This window comes from Salipiger bermudensis HTCC2601 (assembly GCF_000153725.1).
In the GTDB taxonomy this organism is placed as follows: domain Bacteria; phylum Pseudomonadota; class Alphaproteobacteria; order Rhodobacterales; family Rhodobacteraceae; genus Salipiger; species Salipiger bermudensis.
The window spans coordinates 287,432-309,662 of the sequence record NZ_DS022277.1; the positions used below are offsets into that span (position 1 = coordinate 287,432).

The window sequence follows — 22,231 nt, forward strand, 5'->3', positions numbered from 1 at the left end:
TGAGCAGGAAGGCGACATGAACATCCGCAACGTGCTGTCGCGCAGCGGAGACGTGGAGCTTTACGCCCAGCTTTCGATCTTCGACGCGGTCGATCTGGTCGATCCGACCAGCCCCGAGACCAGCGCCGATGGCAACGACACCGGATCGCGCCTCGCCGCGGACGTGCTGGCGGCGGGCAACATCACCCTGACCGCGGATCTGGGCTATATCGGCGCCTTCGGCAACGAGCTCGACATCGACAGCCGTCGCTCCGGCAGCGATGGCGTGGTGACCGTGACCAGCCGCGAGAACACCTTCCTGATCGAGCAGGCGGGCGACATGTGGCTCAACACCGTCGAGGTGACCCAGAGCAATCCGCTTCTCGCCACCGCCTATCTCACCGCAGTGGTGGGCAGCATCTACAACGGCGTGCAGCCGCCCAACACCAGCAACGTGCTCGGCGGGCGCGCCTACCTGATTGCCCAGGGAGATATCGGCACCTCCGACAACTGGATCTACACCGAGATCGGGGCGCTGCAGTCGCTCTCGACCACCGGCTCCACCTATGTCGACAACCAGGGCGCGCTGACGCTGCTGACCATCGACGGCGGCGCCGGCTACGGCCAGCAGTCGGGCGGCGACATCTACACCGTCGCGTCGAGCCCGATCACCATCGAGAACGACATTCTCGCCGCCGGCGACATCATCGAGACGGCGACGGAATCGGCGCCCGACAATTACGACAACTTCACCGTCAACGCCGGGGTCGAGGTGCGCTCGACCGGCGGCGACATCGTCTTCACCGCCGGCGACGACATGCACGTGCAGGCCGGCGCCAGCCTGATCGCCGAGACCGGCAGCATCACCCTCAACGCGGACCTTGCAGGCTGGGAAGCCGTCGGGGCCGATATCCTGATCGACGGCGCGCTGGACGGCCTCGGAACCGTGGCTCTGAACACCGGCGCCTGGGACGACGCGGTCAGCGTCAGCGCGACCGGCTCGGTCCTTGCGGGCGATCTCTCGGTCTCCACCGGCTTCGGTGAGGATGCGGTGACGATCGACGGAACCACCGGCGCGAGCGGCAACAGCGCCATCTCCACCGGGGCCGGCGATGACAGCGTAACCGTCACCGGCACGATGACCACGGCGCTGGCCACCACCATCGACACCGGCGCCGGGATCGACCTGCTCGACATCTCCGGCGCGGTGCTCTCCGGTAGCACGCTCACCGTCACCACCGCCGAGGGCGAGGACCGGCTCGATATCTCCGGCCTGCTTTCGGCCGGAACGACGCTCACCGTCGATACCGGCGAGACCCGCGACTTCCTAGACATCTCGGGCGATTTCGTCTCGGGCGGCAACATCGCCATCGCGCTCGGCGGCGGCGACGACCAGATGGTGCTGAACGGCGGCTTCACGGCGGCGACCGAGATCCTCGTCGAGGGCGGTGCGGGGGCGGATTCCATCCGCTTCCTCGACGCCACCACCATGACCGGCCACGCCACCGTGCTCGCCGGGGCCGGTGACGATCTTGTCGAGATCGTCCGCCTGATCAGCCAGAACCGCGCCACCGACAGCTTCTGGATCGACGGCGGCGACGGCTCCGACGATATCCTGCTGCAGACCCACGGCTCGGTCGACGGGGAGCCGGTCGATTACATCATCGACGTGTTCGACACCGGCAGCCCCCTCGACGCCGACAGCATGGTCGTGATCGGTACCGAGAAGGACGACGTGTTCCTCAGCCGCTCGACCTTCTTCGCGGTGCTGCATGGCGATATCGACCAGATGCGCGGCGACGACCCGACCCGGCCCGATACCGTCGAGCGGATCAACTACGACCGCGCGATCAACGGCCGGGTGACGCTGCTCGGCGAGGCGGGCGATGATACCTTCATCGCCGACGACAACGCCGCGATCATGACCCTCGATGGCGGCCTCGGCGACGACAGCTTCCAGTTCGGCCAGCTTTTCGGCAACGATCCCAACAGCCCGAGCACCGAGAACGGCATCGCCCCGGGCGATGAGATCAACGCCGTGCTCACCACCCGCGGCTGGCTGTCGGACGGCATCAGCTTCGCCACAGTCGCCTTCGGCGGCGAAGGGCAGGACAGCTTCACCGTCTACGCCAACCGCGCCCAGCTCAAGCTCGAGGGCGAGAGCGGCAATGACGAATTCACCGTGCGTGCCTTCCTGCTCGACAGCGACGGCAGTTCGTCGCTGCAGGACGACACCGAGCTCAATGCCGGCAGCGGAGACGACCTGATCCGCTACAACATCAACGCGCCGCTCGACATCGACGGCGGGGCCGGCTTCGACAAGGTCGTGGTGCTCGGCACCGAGGCCGACGACGCCTTCGTGATCACCGAGGACGGCGTGTTCGGCGCCGGGCTCAACGTGTCGCTGTCGAACACGGAAGAACTGCTCGAGGTCGACGGCCTCGAGGGCGATGACAGCTTCTTCATCCTGTCGACCTCGGCCAGCTCCGTGACCCGCGTCATTGGCGGGCTCGGCTCCGACACGTTCGACGTGACCGGCGACGTCACCGAGCAGATCGTCTCGGCGGATCTCGCCGGGCGCTCGGGCCTGATCAACCACCAGGCCAGCAGTGCCGACGACGATTACGACCAGACCTTCATCGAAGGGCTCGGCACCACGGTCGCCGACGGCAACCAGGGCGCGATCGTCATCAGCCAGGAGGTGGCAGGCGACGCAACCGCGGGCGAGACGCTGGTGAGCGAGGCCGAAGGCAGCCGCACCGATGTCTACTCGATCCGCCTGACCGACGTGCCGACCGGCGTGGTCTATGTCACCGTCTCGGCCACCCGCGCCTCGAGCGCCGACCGCAATCTCGCGGTTCCGGCCGTGGCCGACGGCACCGCGCTCAGCTTCGCGCAGGGCGGCAGCACGCTCACCCGCGACAGCGGCAGCTTCCTCGACGACGGCTTCGACATCTACCAGTCGATCCGCCTGTCGGGCACCACCGACGGCGATGCCGACGGCGTCTACAAGATCGTCTCGGTCACCGCGACCGAGATCGTCGTCGAAGAGACCTTCGCCATCGCCGCAAATGGCGACACCGGCATCACCCTCACAGGACAGGAGGCGGACTCCGTCCTGATCAGCGCCGACGGCGCCAGCTTCAGCGATGCCATCGTGCTGGCCTTCGACGCCGGCAACTGGGATCAGGCGCAGACCGTCACAATCGAGGCGCAGGACGACGCCGCCGCCGAGGGCAGCCGCAAAGTGGTGATCAGCCACTCGGTGCAGTCGGTCGATCCGGCGTTCGACGCCGCACAGGTGCAGAACCTCGTGGTCGAGGTTCGCGACAACGATCTCGCCGAGCTGCAAATCACCGAGACCGGATCGGAAACGCTGGTGCTGGAAGGCGCGCAGGGCATCACCGACAGCTACGCGCTGAAACTGTCGCGCGCCCCGGCGGCGGGCGAGACCGTCACGATCACTCTGAGCGACAACTCGAACTCGGGCGACCTGAGCTTCAGCCAGACGGTGTTCAGCTTCGATGCCTCGAACTGGGACATCGCGCAAAGCGTCACCGTCACCGCCAATGCGAATGACGGCGTTGAAAATGCAGAGCGCATCATCGTCACCCATACCGTCAGCAGCGACGGCCCGACCTATGCCTCGGCCGGCGCGCAGGATCTCACCCTCACCGCCATCGACGGCGACGATGCCGGCGTCCTGATCCAGGAGACGCAGGGCGACACGGTGGTGATCGACAGCGCCGACGATGCCTATGACGAGACCGACAGCTATACCGTGCGCCTGACCAAGGCGCCCACCGCGGATGTCACCATCTCGATCTTCGACGACGGCCAGACCCGGATCGTGCCCGGCGGACGGGTGTCGCTCGCCACCCTGGCGGACGAGACGCTTGCGGTCAGCTTCGTGGAGGTCGCGGACGGCGCCGATTACATCGAGCGCAGCGACGGTCAAAGCTGGGCCGATAGCGGCTTCGGCTCGGGCCAGACGCTCGACATCTCGGGCAGCGGCGCCAATGACGGCGCGGTGCTGATCGGCGCGGTCTCGGCGGATGGCACGCGGCTCTACGTTTCGGGCGGCAAGAGCCCCACCGACGAGAGCGGCAGCGCCAGCTTCACCGTCACCGCGGCGCAGATCACCTTCACCACCGCGAACTGGTTCGATGAGGTCGCGGTGACGCTCGAGGCGGATCCCGACTACGTACCCTCCGAGACCGACTACATCACCAAGGTGTTCCCGGCTGAGGAGCACACCGCCTCCAAGGTCTACGGCCCGCTGATCATCGAGGGCGCGCCGACCGAGGACCGCACCCTGCTGGCACCGGTGATGCTGCCGACCGAAAGCGATCCGGGTCCGATCGAGCTCGAGATCGTCACCGACGAGACCGAGCAGAACGACCGCGTGAACATCTTCAACGACACCGACGTGACCGGCGCGGCGGGCTACATGACCACAACCACCCTGCCCGACGGCACCGAGCGGCTGCTGGTCAACGGGCTCGGCATGGGCACCGGCAGCGTCGATTTCGACGAGAGCATTGCACAGGACGGCTCCGAGATCGTCAGCTACGCGCAGGGCATCACCATGAACAACGTCGAGATCGTCGACGTTCTGCTCGGCGCCGCGGATGACGACTTCACCGTGCTCGCCACCAACACCTTCTCGGACAACACCGTCGATCTGCCGATCACCGCAATCCATGGCGGCGGCGGCTCGGACGAGATCACCGTGCTTGGCGGCGGCGGCCCCGAGAGCCTGCTGGTGATCTACGGCGACACCGACACCTACGGCGCGCGTTACGACTACCTCGGCGGTGCGCCCACGGGCGGCGGGCTGGTGTTCGACGGCTGGGAATTCCCGGAAAACCACGGCGACCTGATCGACGCATCGGCCATCGGCACAGCGGGCCAGCTCGGCCTGATCATCTATGGTGGCATCGGCAAAGACACCATCATCGGCTCGCTCGGCGACGACCACATCGCCGGCGGTGGCGGAGATGACGACATCACCGCGCTCTCGGGGGCCGATCACGTCTATGGCGACACCGGCTTCACCGTCGACCTGCTGCTGCGTGAGCTTGTGGTCAGCGACGACATCGTCACCACCCCGGCGCTCGACAGTGCCGACACCCGCGTGCCTGGCGACGACAGCATCGACGCCGGCGCGGGAGACGACATCGTGATCGCCGATCTCGGCGTGATCGAGCAGGTGGCCGGCACCCAGCGTATCGTCACCACCGGCGCGGTGATCCGCGTCACCACCACCCGCGACGGGTTCGGCGGCGATGACGAGATCCTCGCGGGTCTCGGCAACGACATCGTCATGGGCGGCGCGGGCGGAGACAGCGTCACCGACACCGGCGGCGCCAACATTGTGCTCGGCGACAACGGCACCGTCGACATGGTGGTGCTCGACGGCGACGAGAGCGATGTCGACCACATCTTCACCGAAAGCCCCGAGGTGGCCGGGAACGACACCATCACCGCCGCCGCCGGCACCGACGTGATCCTTGCCGGCACCGGCGATGACGAGGTCGATGCGGGCGACGGCGAGAACATCGTCTTCGGTGATCTCGGCGAGGTCGTCGCCGCCGCGGCGCTCGACGCGCCGCAGCTTGCGGGCCTCGCGATGACCATCGCAGCGATCCGCAGCCAGACCACGCTTTCGGGCGGCAGCGACACGCTGATCACCGGCGCAGGTGGCGACGTGGTGCTGGGCGGGCTCGGCAATGACGGCATTGACGCCGGACAGGGGGCGAACCTTGTCTTCGGCGACAACGGCGAACTGCTCACCGGCACTGGCGCGGCCAATCTCGGCGCGCTGCCACTGGAGCTGCTGAGCGCGGTCACCCTGACCGAGGCCAATGGCGGCGACGACACCGTCACCACCGGGCTCGGCGAGGACATCGTCCTGGGCGGTGCAGGCGGCGACACCATCACCACCGACATGACCGACGGCACCGGTGGCACCGATGGCGCCGATATCGTGCTGGGCGATGTGGGCCGGGTGACCTGGGTCAACGCGGAGGACGGCTCCACCGATCTCGCGCAGGAGATCGAGACCACCGACTGGCGCCATGGCGGCGATGACGTGATCTCCTCCGGTGCCTCGAACGATCTGGTGATCGGCGGCACCGGCCGGGACCGCATCCTCGCTGGGGCCGGCAACGACCTGGTGATGGGCGATCACGCCCGCATCGCCGGTGACATTGACGAGACCGCCCTGCCCCTGACCCTCGGGGTCATGCCCTTCGACGTCCGGGCCACCTTCACCGGCGGAGACCGGATGGGCGGCAACGACACCGTCTTCGCGGGCGCCGGGCAGGATCTCGTGATGGGCCAGCAGGGCGACGACTGGCTGTTCGGCGAGGCCGGCGATGACGACCTGATCGGCGGCCACAACGTCGATACCGACAACGAGGGCGCGCTGGCCCATGATGGCGACGATGCCATCGACGGCGGCGCAGACGATGACGTGATCCTCGGTGACAACGGCCTCATCTACCGCACCGGCGAAGATATCGAGGCCCGGATGCGGGCGCTCGACGGCACGCTGCTCTACGGCATCGGGGGCGGCGATGACGCGCAGGCGATGGTCACCGGCACGCATATGGCCAATCCCGACGGCACGCAGCAGCGCGCCATCGAGCTGTTCGACCATTCCGACGTCGAGGATCCGGTCGAATACGGCGACGACTACATCGCCGGCGGCGCCGAGAATGACGTGATCTTCGGCCAGCTCGGCAATGACGTGATCCAGGGCGACGGTGCCATCGACCTCGACAGCGACGGCCTCGCCGATCCGGGCGCCGTCGGCGCCTCGCGCGACACGCTGCTCACCACCCTGCCCTCGGTCGACGATTTCGCAGGCGAGGGCCGCGATGGCGACGACTATATCGAGGGCAACGGCGGCGAGGACGTGATCTTCGGCAACCTCGGACAGGACGACATCATCGGCGGCAGCTCGACGCTCTTAGCCGGTCTCGCCGGTGACGAGAGCCTGCGCCCGGATGGCGCCGACCTGCTGTTCGGCGGCTCTGGCACCGCAGCGGGGCGCAACGATCTCGGGAACGAGGGCATCGACGGCCATGCCCGCGACGCCGATGTGATCCTCGGCGACAACGGCAACATCTACCGTGTCGTGGGCACCAACGGCAGCGACAGCGGCGCCTATCTCGGCTTCACCTACGACAATTACGGTGGCGAGAAGATCGTCGTCCGTGCCGTCGAACTGATCGACTATACCGAGGGCGGCCCGGATTACGACGCCGCGGCGCTCACCGACAACGGCGCAGGCGACGAGATTCACGGCGAGGCCGGGGACGACAGCATCTACGGCCAGATGGGCAGCGATGCCCTGTTCGGTGACGGTCAGAACGACGACCTCATCGGCGGCTGGGGCAGCGACTGGATCTCGGGCGGCACCGGCAACGACGGCGTGATCGGCGATGACGGCCGGATCATGACCAGCCGCAACTCGACCAGCTACGGTGAGGATCTCTACGGCATCGCGGCACTCGCCAGCACCGACGACCTGATCACCGGCCCCAACAGCTTCAACTTCCGCTACACCATCAACGTGGATCAGCAGCTGAAGAAGTCGGTCAACCTGACGCCCTTCAACCTCGATCCCGCGGCGACGCAGGACAAGGAGTTCACCCCCGCCCGCGCCGATGACGTCATCTTCGGCGGCTGGGGAGACGACTCGCTGCATGGCGGCGCCGGCGACGACGCCATCTCGGGCGCCGAGGCGCTGCCCCTGTCCGAGACTCCGCAGGCGATGGACGGCACGATCGTCTCCTGGGACACCCCGGTGAACCCGGGCGGTCTGCTGGCCTACGACCCGGCGGTGGAGGAGTTCGCCCATTACGACGAGAACAATCCGCGCGCCAAGATCACCCCGAACGGCGGCACCTTCTTCCTCAACCACGATGCCTCGGAGGGGCCGGTCGATCCGCGCTCGTCGAGCGGGGTGACGACGGATGGCGACGACGTGATCTTCGGCGATCTCGGCAATGACGCGATCACCGGAGGCACCGGGCGTGACCGGATGTATGGCGGCTATGGCGACGACTGGCTCAATGCCGACGACGTGCTCGAGACCGCCGGCGGCAGCAATGACGGCACCGACACCGACGAGAGCTACGAGGACTACGCCCTCGGCGGGGCGGGTCGCGACGTGCTGATCGCCAACACGGGCGGCGACCGGTTGCATGACTGGACCGGCGAATACAACAGCTTCATCGTGCCGTTCCGTCCGTTCGGCGCGCCCACGGTGAACCGCCTGATGGCCCCCGCCGCGATCGAGTTCTGGTATCTCCTTGGCGAGAGCGACGGCGCCGATCCGACCCGCGCGCTCGACACCGGCAGCGATCCCGCCCGCTTCGGCGAGCCTGAGGGCGAAATGGGCATCGTCACGCAGCAGGATGCCGACTGGAGCGACACCCACGGGGCGCCCGCAGACCCGCAGCCCGGCAACGGCCCGGCGCAGCGCGACGTGCGCGTCACCGCCGCCAATGGTGCTGGCAACGACGCCCGTTCCGAGACCGCCGATTACGGCGGCAACGGCACCCCGGCCGCGGCATCGGCGGCGGCAAGCGAAACCGGCAGCTCGTCGGGCGGCGCCTCCGTGCCTCAGGAGCCGACCGAGCCCGGCAACGCTGCGCCTCAGGACCCGGCACCGGAAGGCGAGGGCCCCGCGGCCCGCGCCAGCCTCTCGCAGATTCAGGCGGCCATCGCCTCTTCGGAGATCCAGCTCAAGTTCCACCCCAAGAAGGCGGACAAGAACGTCGGCAAGGGCTCGTATTCCTACGACCCGGAGCTTGGCGAGTTCGTCAAGGATGTCGGGCAGAAGGCCGATGTCGGGGCGCCCACGGACTCGGCTTACACCCTGCTCGACGAGGATGGAGCGTTGTTCGCTTACATCGACAGCAAGGGCGGTCTGTGGGTGATCGACGATCTCCTTGAGAACGAGGACGGGCTCGCCGATGATGACGAGGACGACTGGGTCTTCGTCAGCGATTACAACAGCGCCTACTGACGAAGGCACGGATCCACACGGCGTGCGTGGCGGCCCCCGGCAAGGGGGCCGCCTTGCCTACCGAAAGAGGGAGGACCCCTTGGCGAAAGACGAGAATGAAACCGCGGCCCCGCTGAGCGAAGGTGGCGAGAGCCGCAGCTCGAGCGTGGTCTGGAACGACATCGAGATGCAGACCAGCTTTGCCAACGTGGTCAACGTGCAAGGCACCCGCGAGCAGGTCGAGGTGTTCTTCGGCACCAACCGGAGCTGGAACCCCGCCGATGACGGCCCGCTGCGGGTCGACCTGAGCAACCGGGTGATCATGACCCCCTACGCGGCCAAGCGCCTCCACCAGATCCTCACCGGGGTGCTGCGCGAATACGAGGCCCGGCACGGAACCCTGAAGGTCGAGGACTGATGGAGGACGGGCTGGGCATTCCCGGCTCGGCACGCGCGCAGGCCGAGGGCCGCGCGGTCCAGGATGCCGGCCCGTGGCGCCGGCTGAGCCGGGCCGAGGCGCTCGACGAGGCTGCCCGGGCCTGGGTGCCGCTGATGCTGGCGCAGGTCGAGGGCGCCGAGGGCACGGCGGTGTTCCTCGCCGACCCCGATGGCGGCCGCCCGCGCGCGGTGGCCAATGCCCCGGAGGCCCGGATGCCCTCGGCGATCCTGCTCGCCGCCGCCGAGGCCGCGCTCGACAGCGACCGCGGCGTGGTGCGCGGCGCGGTGGGCGACGATGGCCGCCCATCGGGCGGACTGGTCGCTATGGCCACGCCGCTCACCGTCGAGGGCCGCACGCAGGGCGCCGTCGGGCTCGAGATCCTGCCCGAAGACATGGCCGAGCTGCGCGCCGCGATGCGACGCCTGCAATGGGGCGCGGCATGGATGCGAGACCTCGTGCGGCGCGAGGCGATGCAGGCCGACCGGCAGCGCTATGACCACGCCATTGAGGCGCTGAACGTGGTGATCGCCGTGGCCGAGCGCGAGGACATCGCCACCGCTGCCCGCGCCGCCGCCACCGATCTTGCCACCCGCTTCGGCTGCGACCGGGTCTCGATCGGCTTCCGAGGGATGTTCTCGACCAAGGTGGCCGCGATCTCGCACTCGGCCCAGTTCGGCAAGCAGATGAACCTCGTGCGGCTGCTCGGCGCGGCAATGGACGAGGCCATCGACCAGCGCGGCCCGGTGCTCTGGCCGGCAGAGGACAGCGCCGATCCGGTCGCCGCGCATCGCCACGAAAAGCTCGCCCGGGCGCAAGATGCGGGCCACGTGCTCACCGTGCCGCTCTACGCCATGGGCCAGTTCATTGGCGCCGTGACCTACGAGCGCCCCCTCGAGACCCCCTTCACCCAGCAAGACCTCGAGATCCTCGAGGCAGTCAGCACGGTGATCGCGCCGGTGCTCGACGAAAAGCGCCGCAACGACCGCTGGCTGATCACCAAGGCGGGCATCGCGCTCGGCCAGCAGTTCACCCGACTTTTCGGCCCCGGACATATCGGGCGCAAGCTGGCGCTGCTGGCGCTGATCGGCCTTGGACTGTTCGGGTATTTCGCCACCGGGCCGGACCGGATTTCGGCCGAGGCGCAGGTCTCTGGCCGGATCCAGCGCACCGTTGCCGCACCCTTCGACGGTTTCATCGCCGAGGCCTACGCCCGCGCCGGGGATGCCGTCGCGGCAGGCGCGGTCTTGGTGCAGCTCGACGACCGCGACCTCGCGCTCGAGCGCCTGCGCCTCGTCACCGAGCGCCAGCGGCAGATGATCGAGTACGACCGCGCGCTTGCCGCCCGCAACCGCGCCGAGACGCAGGTGCGCCGGGCCGAGATCGACCAGTCCGAAGCCGAGATCGCGCTGATCGACAAGCAGCTTGAACGCACCCGCCTCACCGCGCCCTTCGACGGTCTGGTGATCTCGGGCGATCTCAGCCAGAGCATCGGTGCGGCGGTGGCACGCGGCGACGCGCTGCTCTCGATCGCGCCTGCCGGGGATTACCGGCTGACCCTCGATGTCGATGAACGCCGCATCGCCGACGTGCGCCCCGGCCAGACCGGCGCGCTGGTGCCGACCGCCCTGCCCGAGCAGAGCTTTGCCTTCGAGATCACCAAGATCACGCCGGTCGCAGAATATGCCGACGGCGCCACCACCTTCCGCGTCGAGGCGGCACTGACCGATGCTGCCGCCGCGCTGCAGCCCGGCATGGAGGGCGTCGCCAAGATCGACACCGGCGAGACCCGGCTGGTCGAGATCTGGGCGCGCCCGCTGGTCGACTGGGCGCGACTGTGGTCGTGGAAATGGCTGCGGATCGAGTAGGCGGCGATGGTGCAGAGCTTTCTTTCGCAGGACTGGTATCGCGTCGCGCCACTACGGCCGCGGCTGCGCAGCCATGTCGATATCCACCGGCAGCGCTTTCGCGGCCAGACCTGGTTCGTGGTGCAGGACAGCCACTCGGGGCGCTATCACCGGCTGAGCCCGGCGGCGAACCTGATGCTGTCGCTGATGGACGGGCGACGCACCGTGCAGACGCTCTGGGAGGCGGCCTGCGCCCGGTTCGAGGACGACCCGCCGACCCAGTCCGAGGTGATCCGCCTGCTGGCCCAGCTGCACGGCGCCGACCTGATCGCCGGCGACGTGCCCCCGGACATCGCCGAGATGGGCCGCCGTCACCACGATCAGGCGCGACAGTCCCTGATCGCCCGGCTGCGCAACCCGCTGGCGATGCGTTTGCCGCTCTTCGACCCCGACGCCTTCCTCGACCGCACCGTGGCGCTGGTGCGTCCGGTTTTCACCGTCTGGGGCTTCGTCGTGTGGCTGGCGCTGGTGCTGACCGGGGTGGCGCTGGCGGTCCTGCATGCCGAAGAGCTGCTCGGCGGGGTGATCGACCGGGTGCTCTCGGCCGAGAACCTCCTGCTGGTGGCGCTGGCCTTCCCGCTGGTCAAGGCGGTGCACGAGCTGGGCCACGCCTATGCCACCAAGGCCTGGGGCGGCGAGGTGCACGAGATCGGGGTGATGTTCCTCGTCTTCATCCCGGTGCCCTATGTCGACGCCTCGGCCTCCGCCGCCTTTCCCGAGAAATGGCGCCGCGCGGTGGTTGGCGGTGCCGGTATCATGGTCGAGCTGGCGCTGGCGGCGCTGGCGATGATCGTCTGGATCAATGTCGAGCCGGGGCTGGTACGCGCCTTCGCCTTCAACGTGATGCTGATCGGCGGCGTCTCGACGCTGTTCTTCAACGGCAACCCGCTGCTGCGCTTCGACGGCTACTTCGTGCTGAGCGACGTGGTCGAGATCCCCAATCTGGGGCAGCGGTCCAACAAGTATTTCTGGTACCTCGTGCAGCGCTACCTGCTTGGCCTGCGCAGCGCGCAGAGCCCGGTCACTGCCAAGGGCGAGCGGGCGTGGTTCCTGTTCTACTCGATCGCGGCCTTCGTCTACCGCATCGGCATTTCCATCACCATCGCGCTGGTGGTGGCCTCGAAGTTCTTCTTCATCGGCGTGCTTCTGGCGATCTGGGCGCTTTCCAACGTCTTCCTGTTCCCGGTCTGGAAGGGGCTGAAATTCCTCTTCACCGCGGGCTCCCTACGGGGCCGCCGCCTGCGCGCGCTGGCCGTCTCGGGCGGACTCGCCGCCGCCGTGCTCGCGGCGATCTTCGCCCTGCCCGTGCCGCACCGGACGCTGGCCTCCGGGGTGGTCTGGCTTGAGGATGACCAGATCCTGCGCGCCGCCACCGACGGGTTCGTCGCCGAGACCCCGGTCGAGCAGGCCAGCGTCGCCGCCGGCACCGCGCTGTTGCGCATGGAGGACCCCATCCTCGACGCCGCGCGCACGCTTGCCGCCGCGCGGCTGGCGGAGATGCGGCTCAAGCTTGCCGCCGTCGCCACCTCGGACCAGGTGCAGGCCAAGCTGCTGCGCGAGCAGGTGGCGCATCTCGAGGGCCGGCTTGAGCTCTACGACGAACGCGCCACCGCCCTCACACTTACGGCCCCGCGCGATGGCATGGCCCTGATCCCGCAGGCCGACGACCTGACGGGGCGCCTGATGCACAAGGGCGCCGTGCTGGGCTACCTGCTGCCCGACGGCACCACCCGCTACCGGGTGGCGGTGCCGCAGCAGACCGCCGAGCTGGTGCGCGCCAGCGATGCGGTCAGCCTGCGGCTCGAGCGCCAGCCCGGCATCGAGATCCCGGCCCAGATCGTCGGCCTGTCTCCTGAGGGCACCAACCGGCTGCCCTCGCCCGCGCTCTCGACACAGGCGGGCGGGCCCTTCGCGCTCGATCCCGACGACCCCGACCGCAGCCGGACTGTCCAGAGCCTGTTCCTCTTCGACGTCGCCACCACCGCGACGGGCGCCGCGCCGTTCATCGGCGAGCGCGCCATCGTGCGCTTTGATCACGGCGATGCGCCGGTCGGCCTCCGGATCGGCCGGGCGCTGCGCCAGCTCTTCCTGAAGCGCTTCAATGTCTGAGCTCGCCGCCCCGCGCCCCGGCCCGCGCCTGACCCTGCCGCGCATCGCCGGCTATGCCGAGCGCCCCGAGAGCGAGGAGGGCAAGCTCGACCGGCTGGGCCGGAAATTGATCGGTCTCGGCGTGGCCCGCACCGCGGGCCTGCGCCGCCATGGGCTGAGCGCGATCCTCACCGAGACCGCGCAGCACGAGGCCGCTCTGCGGCCGCTCACCGACGCAGAGCTGCGCGCCGCCGCCGAGGCGCTGCGCGCCCCGCTCCGGCTGGCGATCGCACAGGGACTGCCCGACGCGAAGATGCTTGGTCCGGCCTTCGCGCTGCTGCGCGAGGCCGCCGAGCGCACGCTCGGGATGCGCCACTACGACGTGCAGTTGCTTGGCGCCTTCGCCATGCTGCGCGGCGCCGTGGCCGAGATGCGCACTGGCGAGGGCAAGACGCTCTGCGCGACGCTGGCAAGTTGCACCATGGCGCTTGCCGGGGTGCCGGTGCACGTGATTACCGTCAACGACTACCTCGCCCTGCGCGACCGCGACCTGATGCGCCCGCTCTATGATTTCCTCGGTCTCTCGACCGGCGTGGTGCAGGCAGGCCAACAGGAGCCGGAGCGGGCCGCGATCTACCGCGCCGACATCGTCTTCGGCGCCAACAAGGAGATTGCTTTCGACTATCTCCGCGACCGCATGGTGCTGCGGCGCAACCCCGGCAACCTGCGCCGCAAGGTCGAGCGCCTCTCGGCCGAGGGTCCGGGCGCGGTGCTGCGCATGCGCGGATTGCATTTCGCGCTGATCGACGAGGCGGACTCGGTGCTGATCGATGAGGCCCGCACACCGCTGGTGATCTCTGGCAGCACCGATGTGGCGCGCAATCAGGATCCGGGCTTCCTGCGCCGCGCGCTGCGCGCCGCGCGCCAGCTCGACGAAGGCAAGGATTACCGCATTCACCCCAACGAGCACCGGATCGAGATCACCCCCAAGGGCGCCGAGCGGCTCGAGATCATGGGCGAGTATGGCAGCGGACCGTTCCGGGTCGGAGTGATCCGCGATCACGCAGTGGTGCAGGCGCTCTCGGCGCTGCACCTGTTCCACCGCGACAACGATTACGTCGTGCGCGACGGCAAGGTCCAGATCGTCGACGAGAACACTGGCCGCATTCAGGAGGACCGGAGCTGGTCCGAGGGGCTGCACCAGATGATCGAGCTGAAGGAGGACGTCGAACTGACCGAGCCCCGCGCCACCCTGTCGCGGATCAGCTACCAGCGGGTATTCCGGCGCTACCAGCGCCTCGCGGGCATGACCGGCACCGCCAGCGATGCGGCGTGGGAGCTCTACTCGGTCTACGGGCTCGGGGTGATCCGCATCCCGCCTCACAAGGGCGACCGGCGCCGCTTTGCCCGCGACCGGATCTTTGCCAGCGAGGCCGCGAAGTGCCGCGCCATCGCCGCGCGCACCGCCGAGCTGCATGACACCGGCACCCCGGTGCTGATCGGCACCCGCTCGGTCGGGGCCTCGGAACGGATCAGCGCCGAACTGGCGCTCGCCGGTATTGCGCACCAGCTTCTGAACGCGGTGCAGGATGCGGACGAGGCCGCGGTGGTGGCGCTGGCCGGCCAGCGCGGTGCGGTGACGGTGGCCACGAACATGGCTGGGCGCGGCACCGACATCAAGCTCGCGCCGGGCGTGGCCGAGCTTGGCGGGCTGCACGTGCTGCTGACCGTGCGCCACGACAGCCGCCGGGTGGACCGTCAGCTCGAGGGCCGCTGCGGACGGCAGGGCGATCCGGGCCGGGTCGAGCGCATGCTGTCGCTCGAGGACGAGCTGCTCGGCAGCAAGGGCGCGCGCTGGAACCGCCGCGCGGCACGGCTGCTCCGGCCTCTCGGCCCCGGCGTGGCGGCGCTGGCGTTTCGCGCCCGGCAACGCCGGGTCGAACGCATGCATGGCCGGATGCGCCACGACCTGCTCGCCGCCGACCGGGGGCTCGGCAGCCTCTTGGCGCTCTCGGGAGAGGCAGAATGAGCCCGGCGGAGCGGATCGCAGCAGTGCTTGCCCCCGTCGAACGTCCGCTGCTGCGCGAATACTCGGTCAAGGCGATCGGCGACGCGTTGCGCGAGGGGCGCTTTCTGGTGAGCTTCCCGCGCGGTGCGCTTGGCCCGGGCCCGTCGCGGGTGCTGCGCGGAATGCTCGATGAGCTCGGCGCACCGGCCGAGGGTGTGGCACGGCTCGAGCCGCTGCAGTCGCGCGCCGCGAGCCTGCATTTCGGGCTCGAGCCGGAAGGCGCGCACTGGGTGCTGAAATGCTATCTCGAGTTCGCCGACCGCGACCGGCCCGAACCAGGCCTTGCCTTCCTCGCGCTGAAATGGCGCGACGATGGTGCATTTGCGCTCAGCGACTACCGCGATGCCGGGCCACTCCCCGCGCCGGAGCTCGCCAAAAGGATCACCGCCGGGCTGCCCGAGGGAGCGGTGCGCGATGCGCTGCTGAGCCTCGCCGCCCTGCCCACTCCGCAGCCGCTGACGCTGCTCGACGTGACGGAACCCGGCAACCCGCGTCGCTCGCTCGACCTCAACCTCACGCCGCTCGGGGCGACGCTCGGCGACCACGCCGAGAGCCTTACCCGTCTTCTCGGACCGGCCTCCGCCCCGCTGCTCGCGCGAGAGGCCGCGCGCCCGCTCGGTCATGTCGCCGCCGGAACCGCCCGCGACGGGCGGCCCTTCGCGACGCTCTATTACGGCGCGCATCGGGTGCGGGGGGCGTTGTGATGGACGGACAGACCTCCGAAGGCATCCACCGTGCACGCCGCGCCGACCCGAGCCTCGACTTCTGTCTCTGGCCCTATGACCCGCCCGCGCTGCCCAACCGCGAGAGCTGGCAGAGCGCGGCGCTGCTATATCACTCCTTCGCCATCGCCGGGCTGGCGCCGAAGATGCTGGAGATCTGCGACGCGCTCGTCGGCGCCAACGGTCCGTTCCGCACCGTCTGGGGGCTCAAGCACGCCGATGGCCGGCTGAGCTGGGAATTCTATTTCTACGATTACGCCCGGTTGGGCCGGCGCTTCGACACCCGTGCCCTGCACCGCGCCATCGGCCCGCTTGTGCCGATCACCGCACCGCTCAGCGGCGACAGCCGGCCCTATTTCATGTTCTCGGTCGAGTTGACCGTTGATCACCTGCAGGGTGGCGCCATCGACCAGATCGACCTTTATATCGGGAACCCCGGGAGCAGCGTCTCGTCGGGCATCTGCTATGGGCTGACGAAATCCGGCTTCGAGATGCGCAACTTCTACTTCTTCTTCAACGCGCTCTGCGAGGCCGACGCTATACGCGCCAAACTCGCCGAGACCGCGCAGGCGGCGGCTCCGGTCTCGCCAGATCATTGGCTCTGGCCCGGGATCACCGCGCAGACCATCGTGGTCGCCAACAAGCGCCACGCCGACGGGGTGTATTTCTCGCGCATCCCCGCCGACCAGACGCTGCTCTGCCTCGACCGACTGGGCTATCCCGAGCCGATCTGCGACTTCTTCCGCACCAACCTGCACCGCTTCGGGCATCTGCTCTTCGATATCGGCTACGATTGGGAGGCCACGCCCGAGGGCGGGGTCCGATACACCAAGGGAAGCGTCTATGGGATCCTCTGACCGCCTCCGCCCCGACGCCGCGCTGAAGGCGCGCAAGGCGCTCGATCTACCCGGCGTGCGCGCCGGCGTGACCACGCCCAGGGCCATCGCGCCGGGCGAGCGGCTGTCGCTGCGCGATCACGACGACTACGTCAGCGTGACGATGGAATTTCGCTGCAACCTCAGATGCGTGCACTGCATGATCGAGGGCACGATGGACCGGCTGCAGCCGACCCCCGCGCCGCTTTTCGACAAGGTGCTTGAGGAGCAGCGCGCACATCGCCGCTGGCGCGGTCTCATCCTGACCGGCTCCGAGATCACCCTGCGTGCCGACCTGCCCGATCTCGCCCGCGCCGCCCGCGCTGCCGGTTTCGAGCGGGTCCGCATCCAGACCCACGGTGTGCACCTGTCGCGGCCCGGGTATGCCGACCGGCTGCTCGAGGCCGGGGTGAACGAGTTCTTCGTCTCGGTCGCCGGGGCCGGAGCAGCCAGCCATGACGCCATCACGCAGGTCCCCGGCGCGTGGGACAAGATGCTCGCGGGGATGGAGTATCTCGACCGTCACGAGGATGTGCGGCTGCTGACCAACACGGTGATCACGTCGCTCTGCTATCGCGATCTGCCCGAAATCGTCGCCGCGCTTGGCCATCTCGAGCGGCTCGTGCAGATGGAGTTCTGGAACTTCTTCCCGATGGCCGAACGCGACGACAAGCGCCTTGCCGTCGCCTTCCCCGAGCTGATGCCCTACCTGCGCGATGCGATCCTCGCCGCGCGCGCGGCGGGCCGGTTCGTCGAGGTCAAGAACGTGCCCGAATGCCTGATGGGCGAGCTCTCGGACGCGCTGGTCAATGCCCAGCCGCTGCTGATGATCGACCCGGCCTTCTGGCAGGAATTCGACCGCAACCAGTTCCACCGCTGCCCGCACCGCGCCGCGTGCGCCTCGACCGAGTGCCTTGGCCTGACACCGGCCTATATCGCCCGCTTCGGCGACGAGGCCGAACAGCTACATCCGCTTATTTCGGATTGAAATTTTCTTTTCTCGCTCGCCCTATCCGGATAGCCTTCGAAAACGGAAACCGGTGTGGGTGGCGAACTGACCCAGAGGGAGGGATCAACGTGACGAAACAACTGATGATCTACGAGCGGGCTGTGCCGATCTCGTCCGAACGGCACCGCGACTGGTCGCTCGAGGCCGGCCGCAACTATGCGTTTGCGAAAGAGGTCAACTCGGTGCCGCTGCTTGCCGCCGAGTTCATCGCCGCCGCCACCGATTACGCCATCGTCTTCGCCGGTGACGACAAGAATATCTTCCCGTCGGTCATTCTCGGAATGCGCGCCAACGAGAACAACGCCGTCGATGCCGAGGGCAACTGGACCGGCGGCTACGTGCCCGCCTTCCTGCGCCGCTATCCTTTCGTCTTCGCCCGCTCCGACGACGGCAAGACCTTCACGCTCTGCATCGACGAGGAGCACGAGGGCTTTAACAAGGACGGCAAGGGCGAGCGCCTGTTCGACGCCGAGGGCAAGCGCACCCGCTACCTCGAGTCGATGCTGACCTTCACCCGCGAGTACCAGGGCCTCTTCGACCGTACGCAGCTGTTCTGCAAGCGGCTGATGGAGCACGACCTTCTGAAGCCCGCGCAGGCGCAGTTCAGCCTCCCCGGTGGCCAGTCGGCGCAGCTTGGCGGCTTCTTCACGCTCGACCGCGACAAGCTCAAGGCGCTGCCCGCCGAGGTGCTGGCCGAGATGGCCAAGACCGATGAGCTCGAGCTCTGCTACGTGCACCTGCAGTCGCTCAACAACCTGACGCCGATGGCGCGCCGCATCGCCGCGTCGCAGGCGGCGGCCCCGGAAGCTGACGAGGCAGCGGTCTCCGAAGACGCCTGATGCGGGTCACCATCGTCGGGGGTGGCTCGGCTGGCTGGATCGCGGCCGCCACGCTTCAGGCGCAACTCAACGGGACCGGCCCCGGGCCGGTCTCGATCACCGTGGTCGAAAGCCCGAAGGCCCCGCGCATCGGGGTCGGCGAGGCCACGATCCCCACCATGCGCGACATGCTGCGCCGCTTCGGCCTGTCCGAGCGCGGCGTGCTTGCGGCCTGCGATGCCAGCTTCAAGCACGGCATACGCTTTGATGACTGGTCCGGACCGGGCAGCCGCTGCCTGCACCCGTTCCATCGCCACGCCCTGCCCCGCGACATCGCCGCCCGCTGGCTGGCCTCTTCCGGAGAGCCGCCCTTCGCTGCCATCGCCTCGGCACAGGCGGCACTGATCGCGCATGAGCGCGCGCCCCGCCCCGCGGGTGCGCCCGAGTTCACCGGACCGGTGCCCTACGCGTATCACCTCGATGCCGAGAAATTCGCCGAATACCTCGCGGGCGAGCTGACCTCCAGGGGCGTGACCCGGCAGAGCGCCCATGTCACCGGGGTGCTGCGCGAGGGAGAGACCGTCACCGCGCTTCGCACCGAGGACGGCGCGCCGCTCAGCGCCGATCTCTGGGTCGACTGCACCGGCTTTGCCGGGTTGCTGCTGCCCGAGGAGGGGCGCGACTGGGTGTCCTACGCCGATCGCCTGCTCTGCGACCGGGCGGTGACCATGCGGGTGCCCGAGGACGACCCGGCCTACACCCCGGCGCCCTTCACCCGGGCCCGCGCGCTCGAGGCGGGCTGGTGCTGGGATATCGGCCTGCGCCACCGGCGCGGGCGCGGCTACGTCTATTCCTCCGCTCATCTCAGCGATGACGAGGCCGAGGCAGCGCTGCGCGCCGAGGAGGGCCAGCACAGCGCCGAGCTGCCCGCCCGGGTAATCCATTTCACCCCCGGACGGCGCGCCGCGCCGTGGCAGGGCAACGTGGTGGCGCTTGGCCTTGCGGCGGGGTTCCTCGAGCCGCTGGAGAGCACCGGACTCTTCCTCGCGGATTTTGCCGCCCGCGCGCTGGTCGAGATGTTTCCCGCCGCGCCCGGCCTTCCGATGCAACCGCTGGCGCGGCGCTACAACGCGCTGCTGGCCGAGATGCACGACGATCTCGCCGATTTCCTCGCACTGCACTATGCGGTGGCGCAGCGCCGTGACACGACCTTCTGGCGCGATGCTGCAAAAGCCGCGCTGCGCTCGGAGCGGCTGCGCGAACTGCTCGAACTCTGGCAGCTGCGGCCGCCCTCATTCGCGGATTTCTCCTATCGCTACAGCCCTTTCTCGCACACCGCGTGGGAGTTCATTCTGCTGGGTATGGGGTGGCGTCCGGCCACCGCACCAGCGGGCACGACGCCCTGCGCTGCCCCGGCCGAGGCGCTGACGCGCCAGATGCTCGACGCGCTGCCCGATCACGGAACCCTGCTGCGCCATCTTGCACAGGCATGCCGCTAAACCTCACTTCTGTGTGAGCCGGTGCGGACCAAGCTTGCCGCGTCGAGCAGCGGACGCCAGAACGGCCTCACCATCAACCGATCGGACCTGCAGATGCTGCGTATCTTGGCGCTCTGTGCGACCCTCACTGCCCTGCTTGTCACGACCCTCCTGCCAATGGGGGCCGAGGCCTCGTCGCGTTGCCCCAGCACTCTGACCTTCGAAGACGTCTGCGTCGCACCGGGCGTCGCGCTTCCGACCCGTGCTCCGGTCAAGAAGCCCTGCTTCACCTGCACGGTCCCCGCGGCCCGCGACCTTTCCGTGCAGCCCCGGGTGACCCGGCTTGCGCGGATCGCGCCCGATGACGCCCCTGCCCCGAGCCGACCGGTACGCCCCGACCTCCACCCGCCGCGGGCCTGATCTCCATTCCCTCTCATTGGCACCAAGAGGTGCCGGCTTTTCTGCGACGCCCCCGGGCGGTCGCATTCAATGGAGATACGACACGATGACAACCAACACCCATCTCCCGGCGCTGCTGCTGCCGGTCCTCGCCCCGCTCTACCGCGCCGCGGCCCCTCTTACCGAGCTCTGGCTCCGCGTGATCAGCGGCGTGGCGCTCATGGTCCACGGCTGGCCAAAGATCCAGAATCCCACCGGTGCCGCGGGCATGGTGGAAGGGCTCGGCTTCGCACCCGGCTGGCTCTGGTCGATCCTGCTTGCTGTGACCGAGTTCGGCGGCGGCCTGCTGCTGGTGCTCGGCCTGTTCACCCGCCTCGCCGCCGGCGGCACCACCGTCGTGCTGCTGGTGACGGTCTACTTCCACTGGATCGCACGGGACGAGGGCTACAGCGGCGCCGAGTTGTCATTGATCTGGTCGGCGGTGACCCTCACCTTCCTCGCCAAGGGCGGCGGCCGCTATTCTCTCGACCGACTGCTCGGGAAAGAACTGTGATGGACAGGCGAACCCTGTTGACAGGAGCGGGCGCCGCGGCGCTCGCCTCCACCCTGCCCGGGCTTGCCGCGGCGGCCAACAGCCTGCCGCTCTCGGCGCCGGTCCGCGCTGGCCGCGTGACCCTGCGCTGCCGCGACGCCGAAGCGCTTGCGGCGTGGTACCAGAGCGCCGTCGGCCTGCAGGAGATCACCCGCGAGGGCGCCACGATCTGGCTCGGCGCGGGTGGCGAGCGACTGCTCGGCCTGACCGAGCGCAGTGGGCTCGACCTGCCGGGCCAGCAAGAGGCGGGCCTCTTTCACACCGCCATCCTGCTTCCCTCGCGCCGCGATCTCGCCAACTGGATCGCGATGGCGGTCGAGCGGCGCATCCCGGTCGACGGCACCGCCGATCACCGGGTCAGCGAGGCGATCTACCTCACCGATCCCGAGGGCAACGGGGTCGAGATCTACGCCGACACCCCGCAGGCGGGCTGGCGCTGGGTCGATGGCGAGGTGCAGATGGGCTCCTACCGGCTCGACCTCGAGGGCATCATGGCCACGCTCGGGGCCCTGCCGCCGCTCTGGACCGGGGCACCGGCGGGCACGAGCATCGGCCACGTGCACATGAAGGTGGGCGATGCACCCCGTGCGGGACGCTGGTGGCAGGAGACGCTCGGCTTCGACGCGGTCAGCAGCCGCGACGATGCGGTGTTCCTCTCGACCGGGGGCTATCACCACCACATCGCCGTCAACCAGTGGCTCAGCGCCGGTGCGGGACGGCGGTCGGAGCGCACCACGGGGCTCGAGCTGGTGGAGCTGCTGCGGCGCGATACCGGGCCCATGGAGCAGTTCGAAGACGACTGGGGCACCGCGATCCGGCTGGCCTGAGACAGGCGCCG

At 68.9% G+C, this 22,231-nt stretch carries 13 protein-coding genes (1 of these 13 only partly in view); all 13 read left to right on the top strand.

Features of this window, described 5'->3' with window-relative positions; genetic code table 11:
* Positions 1 to 9,022 carry the 3' end of a hypothetical protein gene (locus tag R2601_RS20460; RefSeq protein ID WP_144266937.1) on the top strand. 21,101 nt of this gene lie to the left of the window's left edge, so 9,022 of the gene's 30,123 nt are visible here — the last part of the coding sequence; its start codon lies beyond the left edge, outside the window; its stop codon occupies positions 9,020 to 9,022.
* 79 nt (positions 9,023 to 9,101) lie between these two features.
* Positions 9,102 to 9,419 carry a DUF3467 domain-containing protein gene (locus R2601_RS26400; RefSeq protein WP_254656091.1) on the top strand — a complete coding sequence of 106 codons (318 nt, stop codon included), beginning with the start codon at positions 9,102 to 9,104 and terminating at the stop codon, positions 9,417 to 9,419.
* Complete coding sequence (locus tag R2601_RS20470; protein ID WP_040545599.1) at positions 9,419 to 11,305, top strand: GAF domain-containing protein; 1,887 nt, start codon at positions 9,419 to 9,421, stop codon at positions 11,303 to 11,305. Before R2601_RS26400 ends, R2601_RS20470 begins: the two co-directional genes overlap by 1 nt.
* 6 nt (positions 11,306 to 11,311) lie before the next feature.
* Positions 11,312 to 13,453 carry a PqqD family peptide modification chaperone gene (locus R2601_RS20475; RefSeq protein ID WP_040545601.1) on the top strand — a complete coding sequence of 714 codons (2,142 nt, stop codon included), beginning with the start codon at positions 11,312 to 11,314 and terminating at the stop codon, positions 13,451 to 13,453.
* Positions 13,446 to 15,461 (top strand): preprotein translocase subunit SecA, encoded by a 2,016-nt coding sequence (locus R2601_RS20480; RefSeq protein WP_007801891.1) that lies wholly within the window; start codon positions 13,446 to 13,448, stop codon positions 15,459 to 15,461. Before R2601_RS20475 ends, R2601_RS20480 begins: the two co-directional genes overlap by 8 nt.
* The gene (locus tag R2601_RS20485; protein WP_040545603.1) at positions 15,458 to 16,204 is read left to right on the top strand and encodes a hypothetical protein; all 747 of its coding nucleotides are present in this window, start codon (positions 15,458 to 15,460) and stop codon (positions 16,202 to 16,204) included. The genes R2601_RS20480 and R2601_RS20485 overlap by 4 nt, the downstream gene beginning before the upstream one ends.
* Positions 16,204 to 17,079 (top strand): hypothetical protein, encoded by an 876-nt coding sequence (locus R2601_RS20490; protein WP_050768467.1) that lies wholly within the window; start codon positions 16,204 to 16,206, stop codon positions 17,077 to 17,079. The genes R2601_RS20485 and R2601_RS20490 overlap by 1 nt, the downstream gene beginning before the upstream one ends.
* Positions 17,066 to 18,085: a radical SAM protein gene (locus R2601_RS20495; RefSeq protein ID WP_083793984.1), complete on the top strand. Its 1,020-nt coding sequence runs from the start codon at positions 17,066 to 17,068 to the stop codon at positions 18,083 to 18,085. The genes R2601_RS20490 and R2601_RS20495 overlap by 14 nt, the downstream gene beginning before the upstream one ends.
* Positions 18,086 to 18,174: 89 nt before the next feature.
* Entirely contained in the window at positions 18,175 to 18,945 is a 771-nt protein-coding gene (locus tag R2601_RS20500) for a SapC family protein (protein ID WP_040545605.1), read from the top strand.
* Positions 18,945 to 20,423 (top strand): tryptophan halogenase family protein, encoded by a 1,479-nt coding sequence (locus R2601_RS20505; protein ID WP_040545607.1) that lies wholly within the window; start codon positions 18,945 to 18,947, stop codon positions 20,421 to 20,423. The genes R2601_RS20500 and R2601_RS20505 overlap by 1 nt, the downstream gene beginning before the upstream one ends.
* Positions 20,424 to 20,516: 93 nt before the next feature.
* Positions 20,517 to 20,822: a hypothetical protein gene (locus tag R2601_RS20510; RefSeq protein ID WP_040545777.1), complete on the top strand. Its 306-nt coding sequence runs from the start codon at positions 20,517 to 20,519 to the stop codon at positions 20,820 to 20,822.
* An 85-nt stretch (positions 20,823 to 20,907) separates the two neighbouring features.
* Entirely contained in the window at positions 20,908 to 21,354 is a 447-nt protein-coding gene (locus R2601_RS20515; RefSeq protein ID WP_040545609.1) for a DoxX family protein, read from the top strand.
* Positions 21,354 to 22,220: a VOC family protein gene (locus tag R2601_RS20520; RefSeq protein ID WP_040545611.1), complete on the top strand. Its 867-nt coding sequence runs from the start codon at positions 21,354 to 21,356 to the stop codon at positions 22,218 to 22,220. The genes R2601_RS20515 and R2601_RS20520 overlap by 1 nt, the downstream gene beginning before the upstream one ends.
* The last annotated feature ends 11 nt before the right edge of the window (positions 22,221 to 22,231 follow it).